This is a genomic window from Nocardia sp. PLKS1-43 (assembly GCF_059510335.1).
The window spans coordinates 391,990-414,226 of record NZ_JCAJZQ010000004.1 but is presented as its reverse complement, the minus strand read 5'-3'; the positions used below and the strand labels follow the sequence as shown (position 1 = coordinate 414,226).

The window sequence follows — 22,237 nt, the reverse complement described above, 5'->3', positions numbered from 1 at the left end:
AGGATGGCCGACTCGACCCGAGAGACGTTCTCCGCCAACGAGTTCTTCGGCCTCGACGGCCGCATCGTCATCGTCTCCGGCGCGGGCGGCGGCGGTATCGGCACGGCGGTGACCCGCGCGGTCGCCCGCGCCGGAGCAACCGTCCTGGCCGTCAGCCGATCCCCGGAGAACCTCGCGAAACACGTCGAACCGCTTGCCGCCGAAGGACTCTCGGTCATTCCGGTAGCGGCCGACGCGGCCACCGAGGAGGGGATCGCCACCGTCATGCGGCGCGCCGGCGAGACCGAAGGGCAGCTGTACGGCCTGGTCAACGTCGCGGGCGGAGCCGCGCCCGGTACCTGGATGCCCGCGACCCGGGTGACCCGCGCGGACTGGCAGGCCCTGTTCACCCAGAACCTCGAGACGATGTTCTTCTTCAGCCAGGCCGTCGCGGCGGAGCTGAAATCGCGCTCCCTGCCCGGTTCGATCGTCTCGGTCTCCTCGATCAGCGGGATGAACACCGCGCCCTTCCACATCGCTTACGGCACAGCGAAAGCCGCGCTGGTCGCGGCCACCCGGACGCTGGCGGTCGAGCTCGCGCTGGACGGCATCCGGGTCAACGCGGTCGCGCCGGGCGTCACCGAGACCCCCGCCTCGGGCACCTATGTCGACACCGATCCAGAACGCGACCGCAGGGCCATCGCCATGGGCCGGCGCGGCACCCCGCAGGAGCAGGCGGGCGCGATCCTGTTCCTGCTCTCCGCCCTGTCCGGCTACGTCACCGGACAGACCCTGCTCGTGGACGGTGGCCTGAATCTCAAGTGGACCCATCTGGGCGCCGACAACACTTCCCTGTTCCTGAAGGACGAATCGTTCCGCGCGGCCATAACGAGGAGCACCCTATGACCGAGACGACAGCCGACGACCTCTCCACCCCGAAGACGATCGGGGTGGAGGCGTACATCTCTCCGGAATACGCTCGCGCCGAAGGGGATCGGCTGTGGGCCAAGGTGTGGCAGCAGGTGTGCCGGGTGGAGGAGCTGCCCCGGGTGGGCGATTTCCTCACCTACGAGATCCTCGACGATTCGGTGATCGTCGTGCGCACCGCCGAGGACACGATTCGCGCGTATCACAACGTCTGCGCGCACCGCGGCCGCCGATTGGTCGACACTCCGCCCGGCGCGCACGACGCCCGGGGCAGCCGCAAACAGTTCGTCTGCGGATTCCACGGCTGGCGCTACGACCTGCAGGGCAACAACACCTTCGTGCCCGAACGCGGGGACTGGCCGTGCGGCCTGTCCGAGCGCAACGACGGCTTGAACCAGGTCCGCCTGGACACCTGGGGCGGCTGGGTGTGGATCAACCTGGACTCCGAAGCGGAACCGCTGCGCGAATATCTGGAACCCGCTGCCTCCCTGCTGGATCCGTTCCATCTGGAGAACATGCGGTACCGGTGGCGGCGCTGGCTGACCTTCGACTGCAACTGGAAGGTCGCCTTCGAGGCGTTCATGGAGACCTACCACGTGCCCTACACCCATCCGGAATTCATGAATTTCGGCGATTTCCTGGGCTGGGGCCGCGCGCAGGGCAAGCACAGCAATATCGGCTACGACGCGCCCAAGGGCATGGAGGAGAACCAGGGCAAACTGCGCATCGGCAGCGGCGCGGACGCCCGCCTGTCCACCGCGCAACTGCAGAATTTCACCTGGGAGAACGCCAACACCAACACCACCGAATCAATGGTGGCCGTGGCCAATCGGCTGGCCGACGAGCTGCCCGAGGGCACCCCGCCCGGTGAGGTGCTGCGGTACTGGCTGGACACCTGCCGGCGCGAGGACGCCGAACGCGGGGTCATCTGGCCGACCGTCGATCCCGAGATCGTGGCGAAGAGCGGGACCTCCTGGCAGATCTTCCCCAATTTCCAGATCGGCCACGCCCCGAACAATATGCTCTGCTACCGATTCCGGCCGTACGGATTCGACCCGGACAAATGCATTTTCGAGGCTTCGGTGTTCGAACTGTTCCCGCCCGGCGAGGAGCCCGAGACCGAATGGATCTACACACCGGTCGGTGACGAGGGCTGGCGCACGGTTCTCCCCCAGGACTTCGACAATATGGCCGCGGTCCAACAAGGCATGAAGTCCCGCGGATTCTCCGGCCCGAAGCCGAATCCCTACCGCGAACGAACCATCGTGAACCTGCACCACAACCTCGCGTCGTACATGGGCACCGGCGAACCCCGCGACCTGAGCTGAGTAATGAAGGAAATTACATGCGCGACTGCTCACCCACGCAGACTCCCGACGTCGATCGCGAAGCCCTGCGGCTGAAATACCTGGCCGAACGGGACAAGCGGCTGCGCCCGGAGGGGCAGCAGCAATACCTGGAGGCGGAGAACGAATTCGCGGATTTCTACGAGGGCGATCCGCATATGCCAGTGCAAGCGCGCGAGCCGATCTCCGGTGAGCTCGAGGTCGCGGTACTCGGCGGCGGTTTCGCCGGCCTGATCACCGCGCACCGGTTGCGACAGGCCGGGGTCGCCGATTTCCGGATCATCGAACTCGGCGGCGATTTCGGCGGCGTCTGGTATTGGAACCGCTATCCGGGCATTCAGATCGATTCGGATTCCTACTGTTATCTGCCGCTGCTCGAGGAAACCGGTTACATGCCGAAGGAGAAATTCTCCCACGGCGACGAATGCTATGCGCACGCGCAGCGCATCGGAAGGCATTTCGGCCTCTACGAGCACGCCCTGTTCCACACCCTGATCCGCTCGTTGCAGTGGGATGCGCAGATCGATCGCTGGCGGATCAGCACCAATCGCGGCGACGAGATAAAGGCGCGTTTCGTGGTCATGTGCCAGGGCCCGTACAACCGCCCCAAACTGCCCGGCATCCCGGGAATCGCGAATTTCGACGGGCACCTGTTCCACACCGCGCGCTGGGATTTCGAGTACACCGGCGGCGATCTACACGGCGGACTGGACAAGCTGGGCGACAAGCGGGTCGCGGTCATCGGCACGGGTTCCAGTGGCGTGCAGGTGATCCCGCACGTGGCTCGCGCGGCCGAGCATCTGACCGTCTTCCAGCGGACCCCGTCCTACATTTTCGAGCGCGACAACCACCCGACCGATCCGGAATGGGTGAAATCCCTCGAGCCCGGCTGGCGGGCCGAACGGCAGCGCAACTTCCACAACGCGGCCTTCGCTTTCTACAACCCCGGCGAGCCAGACCTCATCTGCGACGGCTGGACCGAGGTCGCCCGTAACCTGGCCGCGAAACTGAACGCCGAGAACCGCTGGGCGGAACTGGCGGATCCGGCGAGGTTCATGGAGCTCAAGGAGATCGAGGACTACCGCGCGATGGAGCGGCTGCGCCGACGGGTCGCGGAGACGGTGCACGATCCCGAGACCGCGGAGATCCTCAAGCCGTACTACCGCAACATGTGCAAGCGGCCGGTCTTCAACGACGACTATCTGCCGACCTTCAACCGCCCCAACGTCACTCTGGTCGACGTATCGGAAAGCAAAGGCGTGGAGCGGATCACCGAGAAGGGCGTCGTCGCCAACGGCAAGGAATACGCGGTGGACTGCATAATCCTGGCCAGCGGCTTCGAGATCACCACCTCCCTGGACCGGCAGTACGACATCGAACCGTTCACCGGTCGCGACGGACGATCGCTGTACGAGCACTGGGGCAAGGGTTTTCGCACACTGCACGGGATGACCACGCACGGCTTCCCGAACATCTACTTCACCGGATTCATCCAGGGCGGGGTCACCGCGGCCACGACGCTGATGTTCGAGCAGCAGGCCGACCACATCGCCTACATCATCGCCGAGGCGACCGCGCGCGGAGCCACGGTCGTGGAGCCCACCGAAGCGGCCGAGCAGGAGTGGGTCCGGACGGTGCGGGCCAATACCGTGGACAACAGCACCTTCGTCACCGAGTGCACACCGGGTTATTACAACAGCGAGGGCGAGCCGAACGGCCGTTCGTTCCTGGGTGATCCGTTCTGGGGCGGGTTCTACGTGCTCGAGGAAATACTGCAATCCTGGCGCGACGCGGGCGATCTGGCGGGCCTGTCCCTGAAGGAAGGGTGATCCGTTGTCCGCATTGCGATTCGATGATCGCGTCGCCGTGATCACGGGCGCCGGAAGAGGTCTCGGCCGCGCCTACGCACTGCTGCTCGCCGAGCGGGGCGCGTCGGTCGTGGTGAACGATCCCGGCGCCAGTGTGCGCGGCGACTCCCCCGACGACGGGGTGGCCGCCGAGGTGGTCCGCGAGATCACCGCTGCGGGCGGGAACGCCGTCGCCTGCACCGCATCGGTGGCCACCCCCGAGGGCGGCCGGGCGATCGTCGACTCGGCGCTGGAGCATTTCGGGCGCCTGGACATCCTCGTGCACAACGCCGGAAACGTCCGTTACGGATCGCTGACCGAGCTGAGCTACGAGGACTTCGAGGCGGTCGTGGACGTGCATCTGCGCGGCGCGTTCCACGTTGTGCGCGCGGCCTTTCCGGTGATGCGCGCGGCCGGATACGGACGGGTGGTGCTCACCTCCTCTATCGGTGGCATCTACGGCAACAAATCGGTCGCCAACTACGCGGTGTCCAAGGCCGGGGTGATCGGGCTGTCCAACGTCGTCGCGCTGGAGGGCGCCGAGGCGGGCATCACGAGCAACGTCATCGTTCCTTCGGCGCTGACCCGGATGGCCGCCGGTCTGGACACCTCCGCCTATCCGGACATGCGCCCGGAGTTGGTCGCGCCCGCGGTGGGTTATCTGGCGCACGAATCCTGTTCGCTCACCGGGGAATTGCTGGTCGCGATCGCCGGACGGGTGGCCCGCGCGTACATCGCCGAAACGCCCGGGGTGTATCAGCCGTCCTGGTCCGTCGAGGAGGTGGCCGACCGCATCGACGAGATCCGCGACCCGCACGACTCCTGGATTCTCCCGCCGCTGTCGGCGCATGCCGACCACATCGGCAGAAGCTTCGCGATGGCCGCCGGATCGCGGCCGGACATCGGCCCGGCGTCGACCGGAACCAATTCCCCTACTACCTGATCAGGGAAGCAGGCACAGCATGGCAGTGAAGGTTTACGAACGCATCCTCGAACTCTTCGAGGCCGAGGGGATCAACACCATCTTCGGCATCCCGGATCCGAATTTCGTGCACATGTTCCATCGTGCGCAGGAGCGCGGCTGGACGGTCGTCGCGCCGCATCACGAGGAATCGGCCGGGTTGATGGCCGAGGCGGTTTCGCGCATGACGGGTAAGGCCGCGGTGGCCATCGGCACGCTGGGCCCGGGTATCGCGAATCTGTCCGCCGCGATCATGTGCGCCAAGGTGGAGAACTCTCCGGTGATCTTCCTGGGTGGCCAGCGCGCCCGGATCACCGAGCAGCGGGTTCGCCGCGGGCGCATCCAGTTCGTGCAGCAGTCCCCGCTCGTCGAGAACGCGGTGAAGTACAGCGCCAGTATCGAATACGCGGATCAGACCGACGAGATCATCCGCGAGGGCCTGCGCAAGGCGCTGTCGGGCACGCCCGGTCCGGTGTACATCGAATACCCGTCGAACGTGATCCTGGAGGATCTGGACGTGCCGCAGGCGTTGCCGCCCAAGGCATACCGGCTCGTCGGTCAGACCGCCGGAGCCGATCGCATCACCGAGGCGGTCGAAGCCATCCGGGCCGCGAAGCAGCCGGTACTGCTGGTCGGGCACGGCGTGCACACCGCGCGGGCCGGGGCACAGGTCAAGGAACTCGCGGATCTCGTTGCCGCACCGGTCATCCAGACCTCCGGTGGCACCTCATACATCGCGGGACTCGAGGATCGAACCTTCCCGTACGGCTTCTCCTCCTCGGCTGTCGACGCGGTCGTGCAGTCGGATCTGTGCCTCGCTATCGGCACCGAACTCGGCGAGCCGGTGCACTTCGGCCGCGGGTACCACTGGGTGGCGAACGAGGCGAATCGGAAATGGATTCTGGTGGAACAGGATCCGTCCTCGATCGGGGTCAACCGGCCGATCGATGTGCCGCTGGTCGGCGATCTGCGCGCGATCGTGCCGCAACTGGTCGAGGCATTGCGCGACACCCCCCGCACCCCGACTCCGGAACTGGCGGAGTGGATCGAACGCGATGCCGCCCGACTGGCCGAACTGGCCGAATCCGCGCCCTCGGGTATGACGCCGGTCCATCCGGCACGTCTGAGCGTGGAGGCCACCAAGGCTTTCCCGCCCGACGGCATCATGGTCCGCGACGGCGGCGCCACAACGATTTTCGGCTGGACCTATTCGCAGGCCAAACCGCACGACGTCATCTGGAATCAGAACTTCGGCCATCTGGGCACGGGTCTGCCGTACGCGGTCGGCGCCTCGGTCGCCGACGGCGGCAAACGCCCCGTCATGCTGATCACCGGCGATTCATCGTTCCAGTTCCAGATCGCCGAGCTGGAAACCGCTGCGCGCCTGAATCTTCCGCTTGTCTGCGTGGTGGGCGTCGACTATGCCTGGGGCCTCGAGGTCGGGGTCTACAAGCGCACCTTCGGACAGGGCTCGCTCGAGACCGGCGTGCACTGGAGCACCGAGACCCGGCTGGACAAGGTCGCCGAGGGATTCGGCTGCTACGGCGAATACGTCGAGCGCGACGAGGACATCGCCCCGGCGATCAAGCGCGCCTACGCCAGCGGCAAGCCCGGCGTGATCCACGTGGCCGTGGACCCCAAGGCCAATTCCGAGGAGATGCCGAGCTACGACGAGTTCCGCACCTGGTACGCCGAGGGACAGCAGTAGGACGGGATGAGAGCGGACGAATCATGCGTGAGTACTTCAAGTTCTATATCGACGGCAAGTGGGTCGACCCCGCCGAACCGACGACCTTCGAGGTGATCAATCCCGCCACCGAAGAGGTGGCGGGACGGGTGTCGCTGGGCTCGGCGGCCGATGTGAACCGGGCGGTCGCGGCCGCCCGCAGGGCCTTTCCCAGCTGGTCGGCCACCAGTGTGTCCGAACGGCTCGACCTGCTGCGCGCCATCGAGAGCGAATTCGCCGGGCGCCGTGCCGATCTGGGCGCGGCGCTCACCGAGGAGATGGGCGCGCCGGCCACGCTGGCCAACGGTTTCCAGCTCGATCTGGCGGCCGGACATCTGGCCGAGGCGATCTCGGTGCTGTCGAGCTTCGCGTTCTCCGAGCGGCGCGGGCAGACCCTGCTGATCAAGGAGCCGATCGGGGTCTGCGGGCTGATCACGCCGTGGAACTGGCCGCTGAATCAGATCGCGGTGAAGCTGTTCCCGGCATTGGCGACCGGCTGCACGATGGTGCTCAAACCGTCCGAGCAGTCGCCGTTCAACGCGCAGATCCTCACCGAGATCCTGCACGCGGCAGGCGTTCCCGCCGGGGTGTTCAATCTCGTGCAGGGCGACGGGCCCGGCGTCGGCACGCAGCTGTCGGTGCATCCGGACGTGGATATGATCTCCTTCACCGGATCCACCCGCGCGGGTGTGGAAATCGCGCGCAACGCCGCGGCCACCGTCAAGCGGGTCACCCAGGAACTCGGCGGCAAGGGCCCGAATCTCGTTCTCGACGATGCCGAATTCGCCGCCAACGTCGCCAAGGGCGTCACGGGCATGATGCTGAACTCCGGCCAGACCTGTAGTGCCACAACGCGAATGCTGGTGCCGAAGCATCGGATGAGCGAGGCGATCGACGCCGCACGCAAGGCCGCCGAACAGGTCACCGTCGGCGATCCGGCCCAGGATGTGGCGATCGGGCCGGTGGTGTCGCGGGCGCAGTTCGACAAGATCCAGGCACTGATCCAGAAGGGTATCGACGAGGGGGCCACGCTGGTCAGCGGCGGCACCGGGCGACCCGATGGTCTAGAGCGCGGATTCTTCGTCAAGCCAACGGTTTTCGCGAACGTCACCAACGATATGACCATCGCCCGCGAGGAGATCTTCGGCCCGGTGCAGTCGATCCTGGGCTACGCCGATATCGATGACGCGGTGGCCATCGCCAACGACACCGAATACGGCCTGGCGAGCAATGTCGCCGGGGCCGATCTCGACGCCGCCCGCGCGATCGCGGCCCGGATCCGCTCGGGCTGGGTCTCGATCAACGACGCCGTCGATTTCGGCGCCCCGTTCGGCGGCTACCGCCGCAGCGGTAACGGACGCGAGTGGGGCGCATACGGATTCGAGGAATACCTCGAGGTCAAGGGCATCCTGGGTTACGAGCCCGAGGCATAGCCCCGATGGGCGCGTTGTCCGGCAAGGTCGCCGTGGTCACCGGGGCGAGCCGGGGTATCGGGAAAGGTATCGCACTGGCCCTGGCCGAACAGGGTTGCACGGTGTACGTCACCGGCCGCACGCTGCCGGAGGATCTCACCGATCCGGCCGGTGAATACGGCATCACCGATATCGACGGCTCGGTGATCCCCTCGCTGCGCGCGACTCGCGGCGAACCGATCTGGTCACCCGTGTGACCCTGCCGCACAACGTATTACGGAGCACACGATGACCACATCGCTGGACGCGAAAGCCCTCGCCGGACTCGCGGCCCTGCTGGACCGGCAGGACATCCTCGACGCGCAGACCCCCTTCAGCCGCGGGATGGACCGCTTCGATCGGGACCTGTTCCCGTCCGCCTTCCATCCCGAGGCCACCATCGCCGCGGGCGATTTCGTCGGCGGACCGGCCGAACCCGGAATGGTTCCCACGATGCCGATACCGTTCGCCGACGTGGCCGGCATCCACGGCAACGGCAAGCCGTCGCGCAGTGCCGAGGATCCCTCGTATCGGCGCCCCCTGGTCAACCTGCGGGGGAACCGAACATCCCTTCGTGATCGGTGAATTCAGCGCACGACCGTGCAGAAAGGAGCGCAGCATGGCCGCACTCACCACCGAGGAATTGAGTGAGAGTGTCGGGGTGAGGATCCTCGGCGTGGACGCCGAACGGCTGGTCGCCGACGAGGACCTGCCGGGGCAGTGTCTCGAACTCCTGGAACGGCACAGCGTGCTGCTGTTCCCCGAACTGCACGCCGGGGACGAGGCCCAGGTGGCGTTCTCGCGGAAGCTGGGACCGCTGGCGAGCTTTCCGAACTTCCCGAACGAGCACGTCATGATCATCAGTTTCGATCCGGACAATCCGAATGCGAAGTACTACCCCAGTAACGACTACTGGCATATCGACGGGTCCATGGACGAGGTGCCCGCCCGCGCCTCGATCATGAGCGCGCACGTCATCACCGAGCAGGGCGGCGAGACGGCGTTCGCCAGCACCTACGCCGCCTACGAGGCGTTGTCCGAGCGGGAGCGGGAGCAGGTCGCCGAGATGCGGGTCGTCCACCGCATGGCCACGATCCAGCGCCGGACCTTTCCGAACCCGACGCGGGAGCAGGAGGCGGACTGGGCGCGCTTCCCGGATCGGGAGCATCCGCTGGTGTGGACACACGAATCCGGCCGCAGGTCACTGGTTTTCGGCGCATCGGCCTCGCATGTGGTCGGTATGGAGTTCGACCGGGGTCGTGCACTGCTGGAGGAGTTGCAGGAGCGCGCCACCACCCCGGACCGCGTCTACACGCACACCTGGTCGGTGGGCGACATGGTCATCTGGGACAACACCGGGCTCGTGCACCGGGCCTGTGAATTCGACCGGTCTATGCCGCGGCGCATGCACCGATCCACCCTCGTCGGACAGGAGCCGATCCAGTGAGCAGCACCCGATCCCCGCGCACGGCCATCGTCACCGGTGGAGCATCCGGAATCGGCGGGGCCATCGCCCGTCGGCTGGCCGCCGACGGCGCGCTGGTCGCGATCTTCGACCGGGACGGCGAGGCGGCGCGAGCGGCCGCGAAAGCCATTGCCGAGGAGGGGAATCGAGCAGTCGGAATCGAGGTCGACGTGACCGACCGAGCCGCGATCGACGCCGGGGCCGCACAGGTGCGCGAGCAGCTGGGCGCACCCGGGATCCTGGTCAACAGCGCCGGTATCACCGTGGCCGGGCCCTCCCTGGAGGTCACCGCCGAGACCTGGAACCGGGTACTCGCGGTCAACCTGACCGGCACCTTCGAATGCTGTCAGGCGGTGCTGCCGGACATGATCGCCGCCGGTTGGGGACGCATCGTGAACATCTCCTCCTCCAGCATGCATTCGGGCGTGCCCGGGATGGCCGCGTACGTGTCATCGAAGGCGGGCGTGGTCGGGCTGACCAAGGTGCTGGCACTGGAGTTCGGGCGAAAAGGCGTCACCGTCAACACGATTCCGCCCGGCTTCATCGAGACGCCCATGATGCGGGACACCCTGAGCAAGGGCGTATTCGATATGGATCTGCAACTGGCCAAGACGCCGGTGGGCCGCATCGGTCAACCCGAGGACATCGCCGCAACCTGCGCGTTCCTGGTCAGCGAGCAGGCCGGTTACATCACCGGACAGGTCATCGGCGTCAACGGCGGCCGCAACACCTGAACCCCTTCCGCCCCAACAGGAGTCACACCATGCCTCGCATATCCCCGCTGCCGAGACCGGATTGGTCACCGGAGATGACCGCGTTCGTCGACGGCTTCCGCACCTCGGTCATCGGCAACCGGCCGTCCGAGGAGAACCAGAGCGGAGCCAATCTGCTCGGCACCCTGGCCCGCTATCCCGCACTGGCACAACCGTTTCTGACGTTCAACCGGCATCTGCTCTCGGGCACCTCGCTCACCGCACGTCAGCGCGAGCTGCTCATCCTGCGGGTGGCACATCTGCGGCACTGTGGGTACGAGTGGGCGCAGCACGTCATCCTGGGTGAGCGCGCGGGCCTGACCGCCGAGGAGATCGCCCGGATCCGCACCGAACCCGATGCCGCCGAATGGAAACCGCTCGAACGAGCGATGCTCGCTGCCGTCGGCGAACTGCTCACCGACGGCAGCATCGCCGACTCTACCTGGGCGACGTTGTCGGCGGAACTGGCCGAGAACGAACTGATGGATCTGGTCTTCACCGTCGGCACCTACGCCATGGTCGCCATGTCGCTGCGCTCGTTCGGCATCGAGCCGGAGGAAGCGCTGCGGCCGTACCTGCCCGAACAATAGCGGAATGCTAGTATTCATTCGGGAGAACGTTATTCTCGCACGAGGAGGTGTTCCGAGCAGCCATGACCGCTGAACCCCAGCCCCCGGCGGCGCCCCGATACGACGCTCCCGACACGCCGGCGTGGTCCCAAGCCGAACTCGTGCGCCTGATGGATGTCGAACCGCAAGGCCCGGGACGATATCTCGCCCCCGCGCACGGCCCCACGATCCGCGACGTGGTGGAGGCCGGACAGATGCTCGGCAGCGCGGTGGTGGCCGCGGCGAAAGAGGTTCCGCGACAACGGGTCACCTCGGCCTCGATGATCTTCTCCCGGGTGGCGCGGCACACCGAGCCCCTGGCGGTCGAGGTCGATATGCTCCGTTCCGGCCGCACGCTCGGCACCGGGCAGATCCATATCCGCCAACGTGATTCGCTGTGCTGCGCGGGCATCGTGCTGCTCGACGCGACCGCGCCCGACCTGGTGCGCTCGGCCGCGCCGATGCCGCTGGTGGACTCGCCGGAAGGCCTTCGGCCGATGGACATACCGGGGACCGAGGTCGCGGGCCGCGACATCCGCGTCGTCGACGACGCCTACGATCCGGATCCCGATCGGGTCGGCCCGCCGGAGTTGTTCGTGTGGACGCGCTTTCGCGACGCACCCGATCACGACCATCTGCACGCCGCGCTGCTGACCCAGTCCACGACGCACTGGACGGTCGCCGCCGCCCTGCGCCCGCACGCGGGGTTCGGCGAGGCCATGGCCCATCGGAGCATCTCCACCGGAATCACCATGGCCACCATCACCTTTCACGACCAGGCCGATGTCTCCCAGTGGCTCCTCTACGCCACCCGCATCACCTACGCCGGACGCGGCCATGCCCAGAGCGAGGGGCAGATCTTCACCCGGGACGGTCGCATCGTCGCCTCCTACGGCGTGCATGCCATGCTGCGCGCCTTCTCACCACGCGGCGGTTCCGCCAGCGAATTGCTGTAAACCGTTGTGCCGCAATACGACCCGGCAAGCTTGCCCACGTTGCACGGCCATGGAGACCCGCACAGCACCCGAAACTCGGCGGCCCCGATGACCGGAACGTCATCGGGGCCGGGAAAATGGGAACGGTGCGGGCTCTCGGCCCGCGCTACTCGGCCGCCTCCAGCGACAGCGGCGTGCCGGTGTGGAAGAAGTTGATCAGCCCGCCGATGCGCACGCAGTGCTCGGCGCAGCGCTCGTAGTGGTGGATCAGCAGCGCCAGATCCATCGCCACGGCGTGCCCGTGCGGCCACTCGGGCGCCGAGACCCGGGCCAGCACCTCGGCGCGCAGTTCGGCCAGGCGCGGATCGGGCGGCACGAGGACGTCCCCCTTGCCCGGAGACGCGGCGATGGCGGCATTGGTCGCCGCGATCAGGCCGGCGGTCGCGTCGCCGATCGCCGCGAGCTGTTCGGCAACCTCCGGCGGCGCCAGCGGATCCGGGAAGTAGCGCACTGCCGTTTCGGCGATGGCGCTGATCAGCGAGCCGATCCGGGACAGATCATCGGTGATCCGGATGGCGCTGACCACCTGACGTAGGTCGCGAGCGACCGGCGCCTCCAGTGCGAGCAGAATGACGGCCCGATTCTCGCAGGCGGTATATCCGGTCTGAAGTTCCTCATCGGCCGCGAGGGCCTCGTACGCGGCGGTAAGATCGGCCCGGGCCAACCCCACCGCGGCTCGTTCGGATGCCAGGGATGCCAACTCCGCGAGCCTCCCGAGCTCCTCGCTGAGCGCCGCGAGTTCTGCGGCGAATTTGGTTCGCACGCCGTAATCTTCGCTGTTTCCTCTCGCATATGCACAACTTCCGGGAAACCATCCGCTCGGTCCGTTCGCTTTCCGGTATAAGCGCCCGGTGTTCCCACCCCGTAGCCGGCCGACACCGGCACGCATACCGCCGTTCCGGAATATCCAGCAGGCTGCGGCTATTCGCCGTGCCGCGGCATCGACCGCTCGATGATGCGTCGGCCGTCCAACCCGGAGTGCCTGGGCGCCAGGACTTTCCAATGATTCCGGACGGAGACGTCGCACCTGCCCGATGCCGGAGCGTCGCGCGGCGGCCGCGACCCGATCGAGCAGCCCCCGCCGGGGCGCCGGCACGGGTCCCGGTGGGCCGACCCGGCCCTGGCGCACTCGGTCCGGCCAAGGTAATGATGATCGGCATGGATGATCACAGTGTGGCTGCGCAGTTGGCGGCCGAGGCCGGTGAGTTACTGCTCGAAATCCGGCACGAGGGCGGCGCGGCCGGGGATCGCAAGTCGAACGAGTTGCTGCTGCGGCGGCTGGCCGAGTTGCGACCGGACGACGCGGTCCTGTCCGAGGAGAGCACGGACGACCCGATCCGGCTCGAACGCGAGCGCGTGTGGATCATCGACCCCCTGGACGGCACCCGCGAATACGGCCAGCCGCCGCGCGCGGACTGGGCCGTACACGTGGCCCTGGCCGTCGACGGCGTCGCCGCACTGGGCGCGGTGGCGCTGCCGGCTTCCGGCCTCGTCCTGCACACCGGGGAACCCCCGGTCCTGCCTCCGGCCACGGACGGCCCGATCCGCCTGGTGGTCTCCCGGACCCGCCCACCGGCGTGCGTCCACCTCCTGATGAAACATCTCGACGCGACCACCCTGCCGATGGGTTCGGCCGGTGCGAAAGCCATGGCCGTGGTGCGCGGCGAAGCCGATATCTACGCCCACTCCGGCGGCCAGTACGAATGGGATTCCTGCGCACCGGTAGCCGTGGCAGCCGCCGCGGGCCTGCACGTCTCCCGCCTCGACGGCTCCCCGCTGCGCTACAACCGCCGCGACCCCTACCTGCCCGACCTGCTGATCTGCCGCCCGGAACTGGCCGCGGCCGCACTCGACGTGCTGCGCGCGGCATCCTGACCGTCCCGTTGCGGCCGGCGCACTTCGTCGAATCCTCTTGTCCGGGTAGCTCGCACAGCCGACAGGAAGCGTCGGGCGCTGCCGGCCAGCCGAGGCAGCTTTCCTTGCAATCCTTGTAGCCATTGCAGCCTCCCATTCACGAGAATAGAATTCTCCTAAAACGTGAAGGAGACTTACATGCCCAAGCGGGACCTGCCATATCGCCTGTTCGACGCCGACAACCACCTCTACGAGACCAAGGAGGCGCTGACCAAATTCCTGCCGAAGCAGTACCAGGACGCGGTCAAGTACGTGGAGGTGGACGGCCGCACCAAGATCGCGATTCTCGGCCAGATCAGCGAGTACATCCCCAATCCGACCTTCGACGTGGTCGCCGCGCCCGGGGCCATGGAGGACTACTTCAAGAACGGCAATCCCGAGGGCAAGAGCATGCGGGAGATCTTCGGCAAGCCGATCCGCTCCACCGACGCCTTCCGCGATCCGGTCGCGCGCCTGAAGGTGATGGACGAATTGCAGATCGACCGGGCGCTGATGTTCCCGACGCTGGCCAGCCTCGTCGAGGAGCGCATGAAGTCGGACCCCGAGCTCATCCACGCGGTCATCCACTCGCTCAATCAGTGGCTCTACGAGACCTGGTCGTTCAACCACGAGGACCGGATCTTCACCGTTCCGGTGATCAGCCTGCCGATCGTGGAGAAGGCCATCGCCGAACTGGAATGGGTCGTCGAGCGCGGCGCGAAGGCGATCCTGGTGCGGCCCGCGCCGGTGCCCGGTTTCCGCGGCCCGCGCTCGTTCGCCGTCCCGGAGTTCGACCCGTTCTGGAAGCGCGTGGTCGAACTCGACGTGCTGGTCACCATGCACTCCTCGGACAGCGGCTACGCCCGCTACGCCTCGGAATGGGATGGCACGCAACGGGAGATGCTGCCGTTCGTCACCAACACCTTCAAGATGGTCAACGCCTGGCAGCCGATCCGCGACGCGATGGCGTCCTGGGTGTGCCACGGCGCGCTGTACCGGTTCCCGGAGCTGAAGATCGCGGTCATCGAGAACGGCGCCGCGTGGCTGCCGGGTCTGCTGGACGACCTCGCCTCGATCTACAAGAAGGCCCCCGAGGGTTTCCCCAGCGACCCGGTCGAGATGATCAAGAACATCTACGTGAGCCCGTTCTGGGAGGAGGACCTGATCGAACTGTCCGGCCTCATCGGCGCGGACCACGTACTGTTCGGCTCGGACTACCCGCATCCGGAGGGCCTGGCCGAACCCGCCCGCTACGTCGACGAGATCAAGGACCTCTCGATCGAGGACCAGTCGAAGATCATGGGCGGCAACCTCGCCCGGCTGCTGAACGTCTAGCGAGCACGGCCGCCGATCAACGCCCCCGGCGCGGAATGCGCCGGGGGCGAAGGCGCGGAGATTGCGAAACCCGTAGCTGCGCAGCTTGTTTCAGCCCGGGGCCCGGCCCGCTGATACCCGCATCGCGGCCACCACACCGCCGTCGACCAGCAGATCCGTACCGGTCATGAAGCTCGCTCGGTCGGACAGCGCGAAGGCCACGACATCGGCAACCTCGTCGGCAATACCGGTGCGGCGCAACGGGGTTCGTTCGACCAGCGCGGCCATGCTCGCGTGCTCGGCGGCCTCCTGCCGGCCCTGCGGAGTATCGATCATGCCCGGGGAGACCGAGCAGATGCGCGCCCCGGACGGACCCAGTAGCGCCGCTTCGCGCTGCACGAGACGATGCACGCCGCGCTTGGCCCAGCCGTAGGCGACGCCCGGATTCTCCACGGCCGGTCCCAGTACCTCGCGCAACCGGTCGAGAAAACCCGGGTCGAGCGGATCGTCCAGGATCGCCAGGGCGGCGGGATCCGGGGGCGTGGGGTCCAACAGCGGGGCCATCGAGGCGAAACAGACTGTGGCCGTGCCGGATACGGCCAGCGGACGCAGCGTCTGCACGAGCATGGCGGTTCCGATCAGGTCGACGGTGAAGATACGTCGCCATTCGGCCATGGTCGGGGAGATTCCGGCGGCGTGGGCCACCGCGCGCAACTCGCCGAGCTCGCCGGCCCGTTCGGCCAGACCCGCCAGCCCCTCGGCGTCGGCGACGTCCAGCTCCACCGATTCCACTGTGGCACCGGGATTTTCGGCGGACAACACATCACGGGCGGCGTTCGCCGTCGCCGCGTCCCGATCGACGAGCAGCAGCGCGTCGACCATCGCGGCCACCCGCTGCGCGCAGGCGTACCCCATGCCGCGACCCGCGCCGGTCACGATTCCCACGGTGCTCATGCGACACCGCCCGATGCCTCGACGACGGCCCAGCAGCGCGAAAGTCCCGATTCGGCGGCGCGATCCACCAACTCCACCCGGAAACCGTCCGCGCTGCGCAGGAATGCGAAGAACAGTCCGCCCTGCGGGCCGGGGCGGGTGGCCTCGGCCAGATAGCCGTGCCGGGTCAATGCCTCGGTATCGGCGGCGACATCGTCGGACCAGTAGCCGATGTGGTGCACCCCGGCCTTTCCCGCCGGATCCCACAGCGTGTCCGCGATACTGCGCACGACTTCCAGGCGCGGCACCGTGATCGAGTACACGCATCGCAGATCCAGGTCCGCGGCCGTGCCGCCGGGCAGGTCCACCGTCACCGGCCCGCCGACCTCCGGACCCCATTCGTAGCCGAAAACCTCGGTCAACCGGGTCACGGTGGCCTCGAAGTCGGTCGCCACGATGCCGATGTGGAACTGATCACCGGGCTCAAGAATTGCATTCTTTATCACGAGAAGGATATTCTCATCCAGAGATAGGAGGCGCAATGGCATGGGATTTCGAGACGGACCCCGAGTACCAGCGCAAGCTCGACTGGGCCGACGAGTTCGTCCGCGAGGAGGTCGAGCCGCTCGATCTGGTCTGGGAGCACGAGCAGTTCGTCCCGCTGGAGGGGCCGCGTCGCGCGGCGATCGAACCGCTCAAGAAGCAGGTGCGCGAACAGGGATTGTGGGCCACACATCTCGGCCCCGACCTGGGCGGACAGGGGTACGGACAGCTGAAGCTGGCCCTGCTCAACGAGATTCTCGGGCGTTCGTCCTGGGCGCCGATCGTCTTCGGCTGCCAGGCCCCGGACACCGGTAACGCCGAGATCATCGCCCACTACGGCACCCCGGACCAGAAGCGGCGCTACCTGCAACCGCTGCTGGAGGGCGAACTGTTCTCCAGCTATTCGATGACCGAACCGCAGGCCGGGGCGGACCCGACCCGCTTCACCACGCGCGCCACCCGCGACGGTGACGACTGGATCATCAACGGCTGGAAGTTCTTCTCCTCCAACGCGAAAACCGCGGCCTTCCTGATCGTCATGGCCGTGACGAATCCGGATGTCAGCCCGTATCAGGGCATGTCGATGTTCCTGGTGCCCACCGACACCCCCGGCATCGACATCGTGCGCAACGTAGGCCTGTACGGTGAACCGCTGGATGGCGGCGCACACGCGCTCATCCACTACGACAACGTCCGGGTGCCCGCCGACGCGCTGCTGGGCGGCGAGGGGCAGGCGTTCGTCATCGCGCAGACCCGCCTCGGCGGCGGCCGGATCCACCACGCCATGCGCACGATCGGCCTGGCCCAGCAGGCGCTGGACATGATGTGCGAGCGCGCCCTGAGCCGGGAGACCGCCGGAAGCCGCTTGGCGGACAAGCAATTCGTGCAGGGTTACATCGCCGACTCGTACGCGCAGCTGGCCCAGTTCCGGCTGTTCGTGCTGCACACCGCGTGGAAGATCGACAAGTACAACGACTACAAGAAGGTCCGCAAGGACATCGCCGCCGCGAAGATCATCATGCCGACGGTGCTGCACGACATCGCCTGGCGCGCAATGCAAGTGCACGGCGCACTCGGTACGACCAACGAGATGCCGTTCTTCCGCATGATCCACGGCGCGGGCGTGATGGGCCTGGCCGACGGCCCGACCGAGGTGCACAAGGGCACGGTCGCCAAGCAGGTCCTTCGCGACTACCAGCCCACCGATGGCATGTGGCCCACCCAATGGATTCCGGCGAAACAGCAAGCGGCACGGGCGAAATTCGCGGAGTTCCTCGAGCACGAAGCCGGAAATCTGTGAGCGCAACAGAAGTATCCAAGGAGCACACCCGATGAGTATCGATATCTCCCGGCTCGCGGCCTGGATGGACGAGCAGGGTCTCCCGGGTAAGGGCGAACCCCTCGAGGCGCGCTTCCTGTCCGGCGGAACGCAGAACGAGATCTACCGGATCGCCCGGGGCGAGCACGTGTGCGCCATCCGCATTCCGCCGCCCGAGGCGCCCGCCGAGCGGGATGCCGGCATTCTGCGCGAGTGGCGGATCATCGAGGCGCTGGAGGGCACCGACGTCCCGCACACCGCGGCGGTCGCGGCCTGCACCGATCCGTCCGTGCTCGGCCGCACGTTCTATCTGATGGGGTTCGTGGACGGCTGGTCCCCGATGGATCACCGCGGCGTGTGGCCCGAACCGTTCGACTCCGATCACACCCTGCGCGCCGGACTGGGATATCAACTCGCCGAAGGGATTGCGCTGCTCTCGCGGGTGGACTGGAAAGCCAAGGGGCTGCACGATCTGGGCCGTCCCGACGGCTATCACGAACGTCAGGTCGCGCGGTGGCTGAGCTTCTACGACCACATCGACGGCGCACGTAACCTCGACGGTATGGATGTGGCGACCGACTGGCTGCGCACCCATCGGCCGCTGGACTACGTTCCCGGGCTCATGCACGGTGACTACCAGTTCGCCAATGTGATGTTCCAGCACGGCGGTCCGGCCCGGCTGGCCGCGCTCGTGGACTGGGAGATGGGCACCGTCGGCGATCCGAAGCTCGATCTGGGCTGGATGCTGCAGGGCTGGCCCGAGGACACCAGCGATCCGGCGGTGGCGAACAAGGGCTACGCGAACATGCAGTACATGCCTTCGCGCGAGCAGATTCTGGCGCACTACGCCGAGGTCTCGGGACGTCAGGTCGACGATATCGACTACTACCTGATCCTGGCCAAATGGAAGCTGGCCATCGTGCTCGAGCGCGGATTCCAGCGCGCCAAGGGCGATGTGAAGCTGGAATCGTTCGGCCCGGTCGTGGTCGACACCATGCGTTCGGCCGCCGAGCTGGCCGAGAGCACGCAGTACGCACGTTGACATCCAGGAAGGAATCTCGATGACCGAGAACACCGACGCGAACAGCGAACTCGTCGTCGAACGGTCCGGAGCGGTGCTGATCGCCCGTCTCAACCGGCCCGAGGCACGTAACGCGTTGAACGGCAATCTGATTCGCGGCATCGGGCAGGCCGTGCTGGATGCCGAGGCCGATCCGGGGATCCGCGCGATCGTGCTCATCGGCACCGGTGACCGCGCCTTCTGCGCGGGCATGGATCTGCGCGCCTTCGCCGAAGGCGAGGCCTTCGGCGCGGATCCCGCCACCGAGGCGTACGGGCGACTGAGCAAGGGGCAGGTGAGCGTGCCGGTGATCGGCGCGGCCAATGCCACCGCGGTCGGCGGCGGGTTGGAACTGCTGCTGGGCTGCGATCTCATCGTGGCCTCCTCGGCCGCGAAATTCGGCTTCCCCGAGGTGAAGCGGGGATTGTTCGCCGCAGGCGGCGGCACCACGGTCGGCACTCGGATTCCGCTGGCCATCGCGCTGGAACTGCTGCTGACCGGCGATTTCGTCAGTGCCGCACGGGCGTACGAGGTCGGGCTGATCAATGCCATCGCCGAACCCGACCAGGTGCTGTCCACAGCGGTGGCCCTGGCCGAACGCATCGCCGCCAACGCACCGCTGGGCCTGGCCGCCTCCAAGGAGCTGGCGCGTCTCGCGCTCACCGATGCCGACGCGGCGCAGGCGCGTCTGAAGACCTGGCAGGCAAAGGTTTTCACGAGTTCCGACGCCAAGGAGGGCGCGCGCGCGTTCGCCGAGAAGCGCACCCCGCAGTGGCAGGGTAACTGAGATGCGCGCGGTGGTCTGCCCGGCCTACGGGCCGCCGGAGATCATCCGCATCGAGGAACGCCCCGCCCCCGCACCCGGACCGGGACAGGTCCGGGTGCGGGTCGGGGCGGCCGCGGTGAACTTCCCCGATGTGCTGGTGATCGCGGGGGAATATCAGATCAAGGTGCCGCCGCCGTTCGTGCCGGGCAGCGAATTCGCCGGAGCCGTGGTGGAAGTCGGCAGCGACGTCACCGACCTCGCCGTGGGTGACCGGGTGACGGGCACGGGCATCGCCGGGGCGTTCGCCGAGGAGGTGGCCATACCCGCCGCCGGGCTCGCGCGCATCGCCGACGGTGTGGACGACCATCGCGCCGCGGCGTTCGGCGTCGCCTATCGGACCGCGTACCACTGTCTGCGGTCCGTGGCCCGGGTCCGCACCGGGGACCAGCTGGTGGTACTCGGCGCGGGCGGCGGGGTCGGCCTCGCCGCGGTACAGCTCGGCGCGCACCTGGGCGCCGAGGTGACCGCGGTGGCATCCTCGCCGGAAAAGCTCAGCGCGGCAGCGAGTTACGGCGCGACTCGGCTCATCGACCACACCGCCGGGGATCTGCGCGGCGCGCTGCGCGAGGCGTTGCCCGAGGGCGCGCACGCCGTACTGGACCCGGTCGGCGGCCGCTTGTCCGAACCCGCGTTGCGCGCACTGCGTCGCGGGGGCCGATTCGTCACCATCGGCTTCGCCTCCGGCGTCATACCGCAGATCCCGCTGAATCTGGTGCTGGTCAAGGGAATTCACCTCCTCGGCTTCCAGTTCCAGGATCTGGATCCCGACGAGTTCCACCGCAACGAGCAAGAACTACGCCAACTGCTCGTCACGGGACAGGCGACCCCGCACATCAGCGCGACCTATCCGCTCGACGAGGCGGCCACCGCCCTGCGCCGGGTCGCCGACGGCCGAGCCATCGGCAAGGTCCTGATCGACATGACGGCTACCCGATGACCGAAACATGGTGCCAGGAAAGATATTTCGAGCATTCTCGCAGTTACCGCGCGCTCGGCGGCCGACATCGATACAATGACCTCCGCTCGTATGTTCGTGATGGAGGGTAGTGCCGAGGTGGGACGTCACCGGAAGACGCCGGAACCAACGGTTCGACGTAAGTCGATGATCGCATTGTCCGGTCTGGTCCCGGGGGTGGTCTCCGTCACCACCCTTGCCACCCAGGCATCGGCAGCGGAGGTCGCACCCGCGGTCCAAGCGATCGCGCTGCCCACCGGGTCGGCCTCCGGATCAGCCTCCGGATCGGCGGGCACGGGCTCGGCCGACTCCGGATCGGCCGGGGGCTCCAGCGCTCCGGAGATTCCCGGGATCGCGGCGACCGCGTACAAGGTCGCCGCCGCCGAACTCGCCGTTGAGCAACCTCAGTGCCACATGCCGTGGCAGTTGCTCGCCGGTATCGGCCGGGTCGAATCGCATCACGCGAACAACGGGAACGTCGACATGTTCGGCACGGCCCGTCAGAAAATCTACGGCCCGGCTCTGGACGGCACGCTGCCCGACAACGAGGTGATCCGCAACAGCGCTGGTAAATTCATGCGCGCGGAAGGGCCGATGCAGTTCATGCCCGCGACGTGGGCACGGTACTCGCGGCCGGGCGGCAACCCGCAGAATCTGTTCGACGCGAGCTACACCGCCGGAAATTACCTCTGCTCGGGCGGGCTGAATATGCAGAACCCGGCACAGCGCACGGCCGCGATCCTGCGCTACAACCACTCGATGGCCTACGTCACGCAGGTCATGGGCTGGGCCCACCGTTACCAGTAGCGCGCCCGAGTCCGGACGCATTCGACCTCACGCGGTGGTCCCGAGCCGGCGCGCGATCTGATAAACGTTGCCGAACGGATCGCGGACCATCGCCCGGCGGTCACCGTACGGTGTATCGAGCACGGGCTCGATGGTGACGGCGCCCGCGGTCACCGCCCGCTGATATGTCGCGGCGACGTCATCGACATAGATGTACAGAAATGCCGGAAACGCCTCGCGCTCAACGGATTCGGACACCATCACCAGTGAGTCGCCGATCCGGACCTCGGTCGGCCGATTCGGCTCGACCTCGCCGACCGCCCCGAATACCGTCCGTAGGAACGCGACCGCGGCCGGTTGGTCATCGACCACCATGCGCGGCGTCACCGAATGAAACCCCGGCGGCAGAGCAGAAGCCGTAGTCATCCGGAAAGTCTTGCATGTGGATCCGCGGACCGGACCGACTCGTCGAAAACCGCGATCCGCTTGCCGCAGCGCTATTCGCGGGCATCCTCGCCGGTGGCAAGGGTCGGCGGGACGGCGTGGGATACT

Annotated in this window: 22 protein-coding genes and 1 pseudogene; 19 read left to right on the top strand and 4 right to left on the bottom strand. The window is 67.2% G+C overall.

Features of this window, described 5'->3' with window-relative positions:
• Positions 1-3: 3 nt before the first annotated feature.
• From AC5WS7_RS17515 to AC5WS7_RS17460, 12 genes and pseudogenes are all read left to right on the top strand, one after another.
• Complete coding sequence (locus AC5WS7_RS17515; RefSeq protein ID WP_495955553.1) at positions 4-885, top strand: SDR family NAD(P)-dependent oxidoreductase; 882 nt, start codon at positions 4-6, stop codon at positions 883-885.
• A complete protein-coding gene (locus AC5WS7_RS17510) occupies positions 882-2,234 on the top strand; it encodes an aromatic ring-hydroxylating oxygenase subunit alpha (protein WP_495955552.1) in 1,353 nt (450 codons plus the stop codon). Before AC5WS7_RS17515 ends, AC5WS7_RS17510 begins: the two co-directional genes overlap by 4 nt.
• Positions 2,235-2,251: 17 nt before the next feature.
• Positions 2,252-4,081, top strand: a complete 1,830-nt coding sequence (locus AC5WS7_RS17505) for a flavin-containing monooxygenase (RefSeq protein ID WP_495955551.1) — start codon at positions 2,252-2,254, stop codon at positions 4,079-4,081.
• Between the two features lie 4 nt (positions 4,082-4,085).
• Complete coding sequence (locus AC5WS7_RS17500) at positions 4,086-5,042, top strand: SDR family NAD(P)-dependent oxidoreductase (protein WP_495955550.1); 957 nt, start codon at positions 4,086-4,088, stop codon at positions 5,040-5,042.
• A 19-nt stretch (positions 5,043-5,061) separates the two neighbouring features.
• Positions 5,062-6,768 (top strand): thiamine pyrophosphate-binding protein, encoded by a 1,707-nt coding sequence (locus AC5WS7_RS17495; RefSeq protein WP_495955549.1) that lies wholly within the window; start codon positions 5,062-5,064, stop codon positions 6,766-6,768.
• Positions 6,769-6,791: 23 nt separating this feature from the next.
• Positions 6,792-8,219, top strand: coding sequence for an aldehyde dehydrogenase family protein (locus tag AC5WS7_RS17490; protein WP_495955548.1), 1,428 nt, complete (start codon positions 6,792-6,794; stop codon positions 8,217-8,219).
• A 5-nt stretch (positions 8,220-8,224) separates the two neighbouring features.
• A pseudogene (locus AC5WS7_RS17485) lies at positions 8,225-8,344 on the top strand (SDR family NAD(P)-dependent oxidoreductase); the annotation flags it as partial.
• A gap of 142 nt (positions 8,345-8,486) precedes the next feature.
• Positions 8,487-8,822, top strand: a complete 336-nt coding sequence (locus AC5WS7_RS17480) for a nuclear transport factor 2 family protein (RefSeq protein ID WP_495955547.1) — start codon at positions 8,487-8,489, stop codon at positions 8,820-8,822.
• Between the two features lie 34 nt (positions 8,823-8,856).
• On the top strand, positions 8,857-9,684 hold the full coding sequence (locus AC5WS7_RS17475) for a TauD/TfdA dioxygenase family protein (protein ID WP_495955546.1): 828 nt from the start codon (positions 8,857-8,859) through the stop codon (positions 9,682-9,684).
• Entirely contained in the window at positions 9,681-10,436 is a 756-nt protein-coding gene (locus tag AC5WS7_RS17470; protein WP_495955545.1) for an SDR family NAD(P)-dependent oxidoreductase, read from the top strand. The genes AC5WS7_RS17475 and AC5WS7_RS17470 overlap by 4 nt, the downstream gene beginning before the upstream one ends.
• Positions 10,437-10,465: 29 nt before the next feature.
• Positions 10,466-11,044, top strand: coding sequence for a carboxymuconolactone decarboxylase family protein (locus AC5WS7_RS17465; protein WP_495955544.1), 579 nt, complete (start codon positions 10,466-10,468; stop codon positions 11,042-11,044).
• Positions 11,045-11,106: 62 nt separating this feature from the next.
• Positions 11,107-12,018, top strand: a complete 912-nt coding sequence (locus AC5WS7_RS17460) for an acyl-CoA thioesterase (protein WP_495955543.1) — start codon at positions 11,107-11,109, stop codon at positions 12,016-12,018.
• A 145-nt stretch (positions 12,019-12,163) separates the two neighbouring features.
• Here the strand turns inward: AC5WS7_RS17460 and AC5WS7_RS17455 are convergent, their stop codons facing one another.
• Positions 12,164-12,820 carry a phosphate signaling complex PhoU family protein gene (locus AC5WS7_RS17455; protein ID WP_495955542.1) on the bottom strand — a complete coding sequence of 219 codons (657 nt, stop codon included), beginning with the start codon at positions 12,818-12,820 and terminating at the stop codon, positions 12,164-12,166.
• Between the two features lie 395 nt (positions 12,821-13,215).
• Here AC5WS7_RS17455 and AC5WS7_RS17450 point away from each other — a divergent pair, with 395 nt between their 5' ends.
• Both AC5WS7_RS17450 and AC5WS7_RS17445 read left to right on the top strand, forming a co-directional pair.
• Positions 13,216-13,932, top strand: a complete 717-nt coding sequence (locus AC5WS7_RS17450) for a 3'(2'),5'-bisphosphate nucleotidase CysQ (RefSeq protein WP_495955541.1) — start codon at positions 13,216-13,218, stop codon at positions 13,930-13,932.
• 177 nt (positions 13,933-14,109) lie between these two features.
• Positions 14,110-15,285: an amidohydrolase family protein gene (locus tag AC5WS7_RS17445; protein WP_495955540.1), complete on the top strand. Its 1,176-nt coding sequence runs from the start codon at positions 14,110-14,112 to the stop codon at positions 15,283-15,285.
• 90 nt (positions 15,286-15,375) lie between these two features.
• On the opposite strand, the gene AC5WS7_RS17440 is transcribed toward AC5WS7_RS17445, so the two are convergent.
• Together AC5WS7_RS17440 and AC5WS7_RS17435 are read right to left on the bottom strand one after the other, a co-directional pair.
• Positions 15,376-16,218 carry an SDR family oxidoreductase gene (locus AC5WS7_RS17440; RefSeq protein WP_495955539.1) on the bottom strand — a complete coding sequence of 281 codons (843 nt, stop codon included), beginning with the start codon at positions 16,216-16,218 and terminating at the stop codon, positions 15,376-15,378.
• Complete coding sequence (locus AC5WS7_RS17435; protein WP_495955538.1) at positions 16,215-16,703, bottom strand: VOC family protein; 489 nt, start codon at positions 16,701-16,703, stop codon at positions 16,215-16,217. The genes AC5WS7_RS17440 and AC5WS7_RS17435 overlap by 4 nt, the downstream gene beginning before the upstream one ends.
• 35 nt (positions 16,704-16,738) lie before the next feature.
• Between AC5WS7_RS17435 and AC5WS7_RS17430 the strand changes: the two genes are divergently transcribed.
• The 5 genes from AC5WS7_RS17430 (at position 16,739) to AC5WS7_RS17410 (ending at position 21,706) form a co-directional block, all read left to right on the top strand.
• The gene (locus AC5WS7_RS17430) at positions 16,739-18,040 is read left to right on the top strand and encodes an acyl-CoA dehydrogenase family protein (protein ID WP_495955537.1); all 1,302 of its coding nucleotides are present in this window, start codon (positions 16,739-16,741) and stop codon (positions 18,038-18,040) included.
• Positions 18,041-18,071: 31 nt separating this feature from the next.
• Positions 18,072-19,100, top strand: coding sequence for a phosphotransferase family protein (locus tag AC5WS7_RS17425; protein ID WP_495955536.1), 1,029 nt, complete (start codon positions 18,072-18,074; stop codon positions 19,098-19,100).
• 19 nt (positions 19,101-19,119) lie between these two features.
• Entirely contained in the window at positions 19,120-19,905 is a 786-nt protein-coding gene (locus AC5WS7_RS17420; RefSeq protein ID WP_495955535.1) for an enoyl-CoA hydratase-related protein, read from the top strand.
• Position 19,906: 1 nt separating this feature from the next.
• Positions 19,907-20,881 carry an NADPH:quinone oxidoreductase family protein gene (locus AC5WS7_RS17415; protein ID WP_495955534.1) on the top strand — a complete coding sequence of 325 codons (975 nt, stop codon included), beginning with the start codon at positions 19,907-19,909 and terminating at the stop codon, positions 20,879-20,881.
• A 165-nt stretch (positions 20,882-21,046) separates the two neighbouring features.
• Entirely contained in the window at positions 21,047-21,706 is a 660-nt protein-coding gene (locus AC5WS7_RS17410) for a lytic transglycosylase domain-containing protein (RefSeq protein WP_495955533.1), read from the top strand.
• Between the two features lie 27 nt (positions 21,707-21,733).
• Here AC5WS7_RS17410 and AC5WS7_RS17405 read toward each other — a convergent pair whose 3' ends face one another.
• Positions 21,734-22,111 (bottom strand): VOC family protein, encoded by a 378-nt coding sequence (locus AC5WS7_RS17405; protein ID WP_495955532.1) that lies wholly within the window; start codon positions 22,109-22,111, stop codon positions 21,734-21,736.
• Between the last annotated feature and the right edge of the window lie 126 nt (positions 22,112-22,237).

Bases quoted from the DNA above. Each gene is read 5' to 3' on its own strand.
- AC5WS7_RS17515 (WP_495955553.1), top strand. From the start codon at position 4: ATGGCCGACTCGACCCGAGAGACGTTCTCCGCCAACGAGTTCTTCGGC.
- AC5WS7_RS17510 (WP_495955552.1), top strand. From the start codon at position 882: ATGACCGAGACGACAGCCGACGACCTCTCCACCCCGAAGACGATCGGG.
- AC5WS7_RS17505 (WP_495955551.1), top strand. From the start codon at position 2,252: ATGCGCGACTGCTCACCCACGCAGACTCCCGACGTCGATCGCGAAGCC.
- AC5WS7_RS17495 (WP_495955549.1), top strand. From the start codon at position 5,062: ATGGCAGTGAAGGTTTACGAACGCATCCTCGAACTCTTCGAGGCCGAG.
- AC5WS7_RS17490 (WP_495955548.1), top strand. From the start codon at position 6,792: ATGCGTGAGTACTTCAAGTTCTATATCGACGGCAAGTGGGTCGACCCC.
- AC5WS7_RS17480 (WP_495955547.1), top strand. From the start codon at position 8,487: ATGACCACATCGCTGGACGCGAAAGCCCTCGCCGGACTCGCGGCCCTG.
- AC5WS7_RS17475 (WP_495955546.1), top strand. From the start codon at position 8,857: ATGGCCGCACTCACCACCGAGGAATTGAGTGAGAGTGTCGGGGTGAGG.
- AC5WS7_RS17465 (WP_495955544.1), top strand. From the start codon at position 10,466: ATGCCTCGCATATCCCCGCTGCCGAGACCGGATTGGTCACCGGAGATG.
- AC5WS7_RS17460 (WP_495955543.1), top strand. From the start codon at position 11,107: ATGACCGCTGAACCCCAGCCCCCGGCGGCGCCCCGATACGACGCTCCC.
- AC5WS7_RS17450 (WP_495955541.1), top strand. From the start codon at position 13,216: ATGGATGATCACAGTGTGGCTGCGCAGTTGGCGGCCGAGGCCGGTGAG.
- AC5WS7_RS17445 (WP_495955540.1), top strand. From the start codon at position 14,110: ATGCCCAAGCGGGACCTGCCATATCGCCTGTTCGACGCCGACAACCAC.
- AC5WS7_RS17440 (WP_495955539.1), bottom strand. From the start codon at position 16,218: ATGAGCACCGTGGGAATCGTGACCGGCGCGGGTCGCGGCATGGGGTAC.
- AC5WS7_RS17430 (WP_495955537.1), top strand. From the start codon at position 16,739: ATGGCATGGGATTTCGAGACGGACCCCGAGTACCAGCGCAAGCTCGAC.
- AC5WS7_RS17425 (WP_495955536.1), top strand. From the start codon at position 18,072: ATGAGTATCGATATCTCCCGGCTCGCGGCCTGGATGGACGAGCAGGGT.
- AC5WS7_RS17420 (WP_495955535.1), top strand. From the start codon at position 19,120: ATGACCGAGAACACCGACGCGAACAGCGAACTCGTCGTCGAACGGTCC.
- AC5WS7_RS17415 (WP_495955534.1), top strand. From the start codon at position 19,907: ATGCGCGCGGTGGTCTGCCCGGCCTACGGGCCGCCGGAGATCATCCGC.
- AC5WS7_RS17410 (WP_495955533.1), top strand. From the start codon at position 21,047: ATGATCGCATTGTCCGGTCTGGTCCCGGGGGTGGTCTCCGTCACCACC.
- AC5WS7_RS17405 (WP_495955532.1), bottom strand. From the start codon at position 22,111: ATGACTACGGCTTCTGCTCTGCCGCCGGGGTTTCATTCGGTGACGCCG.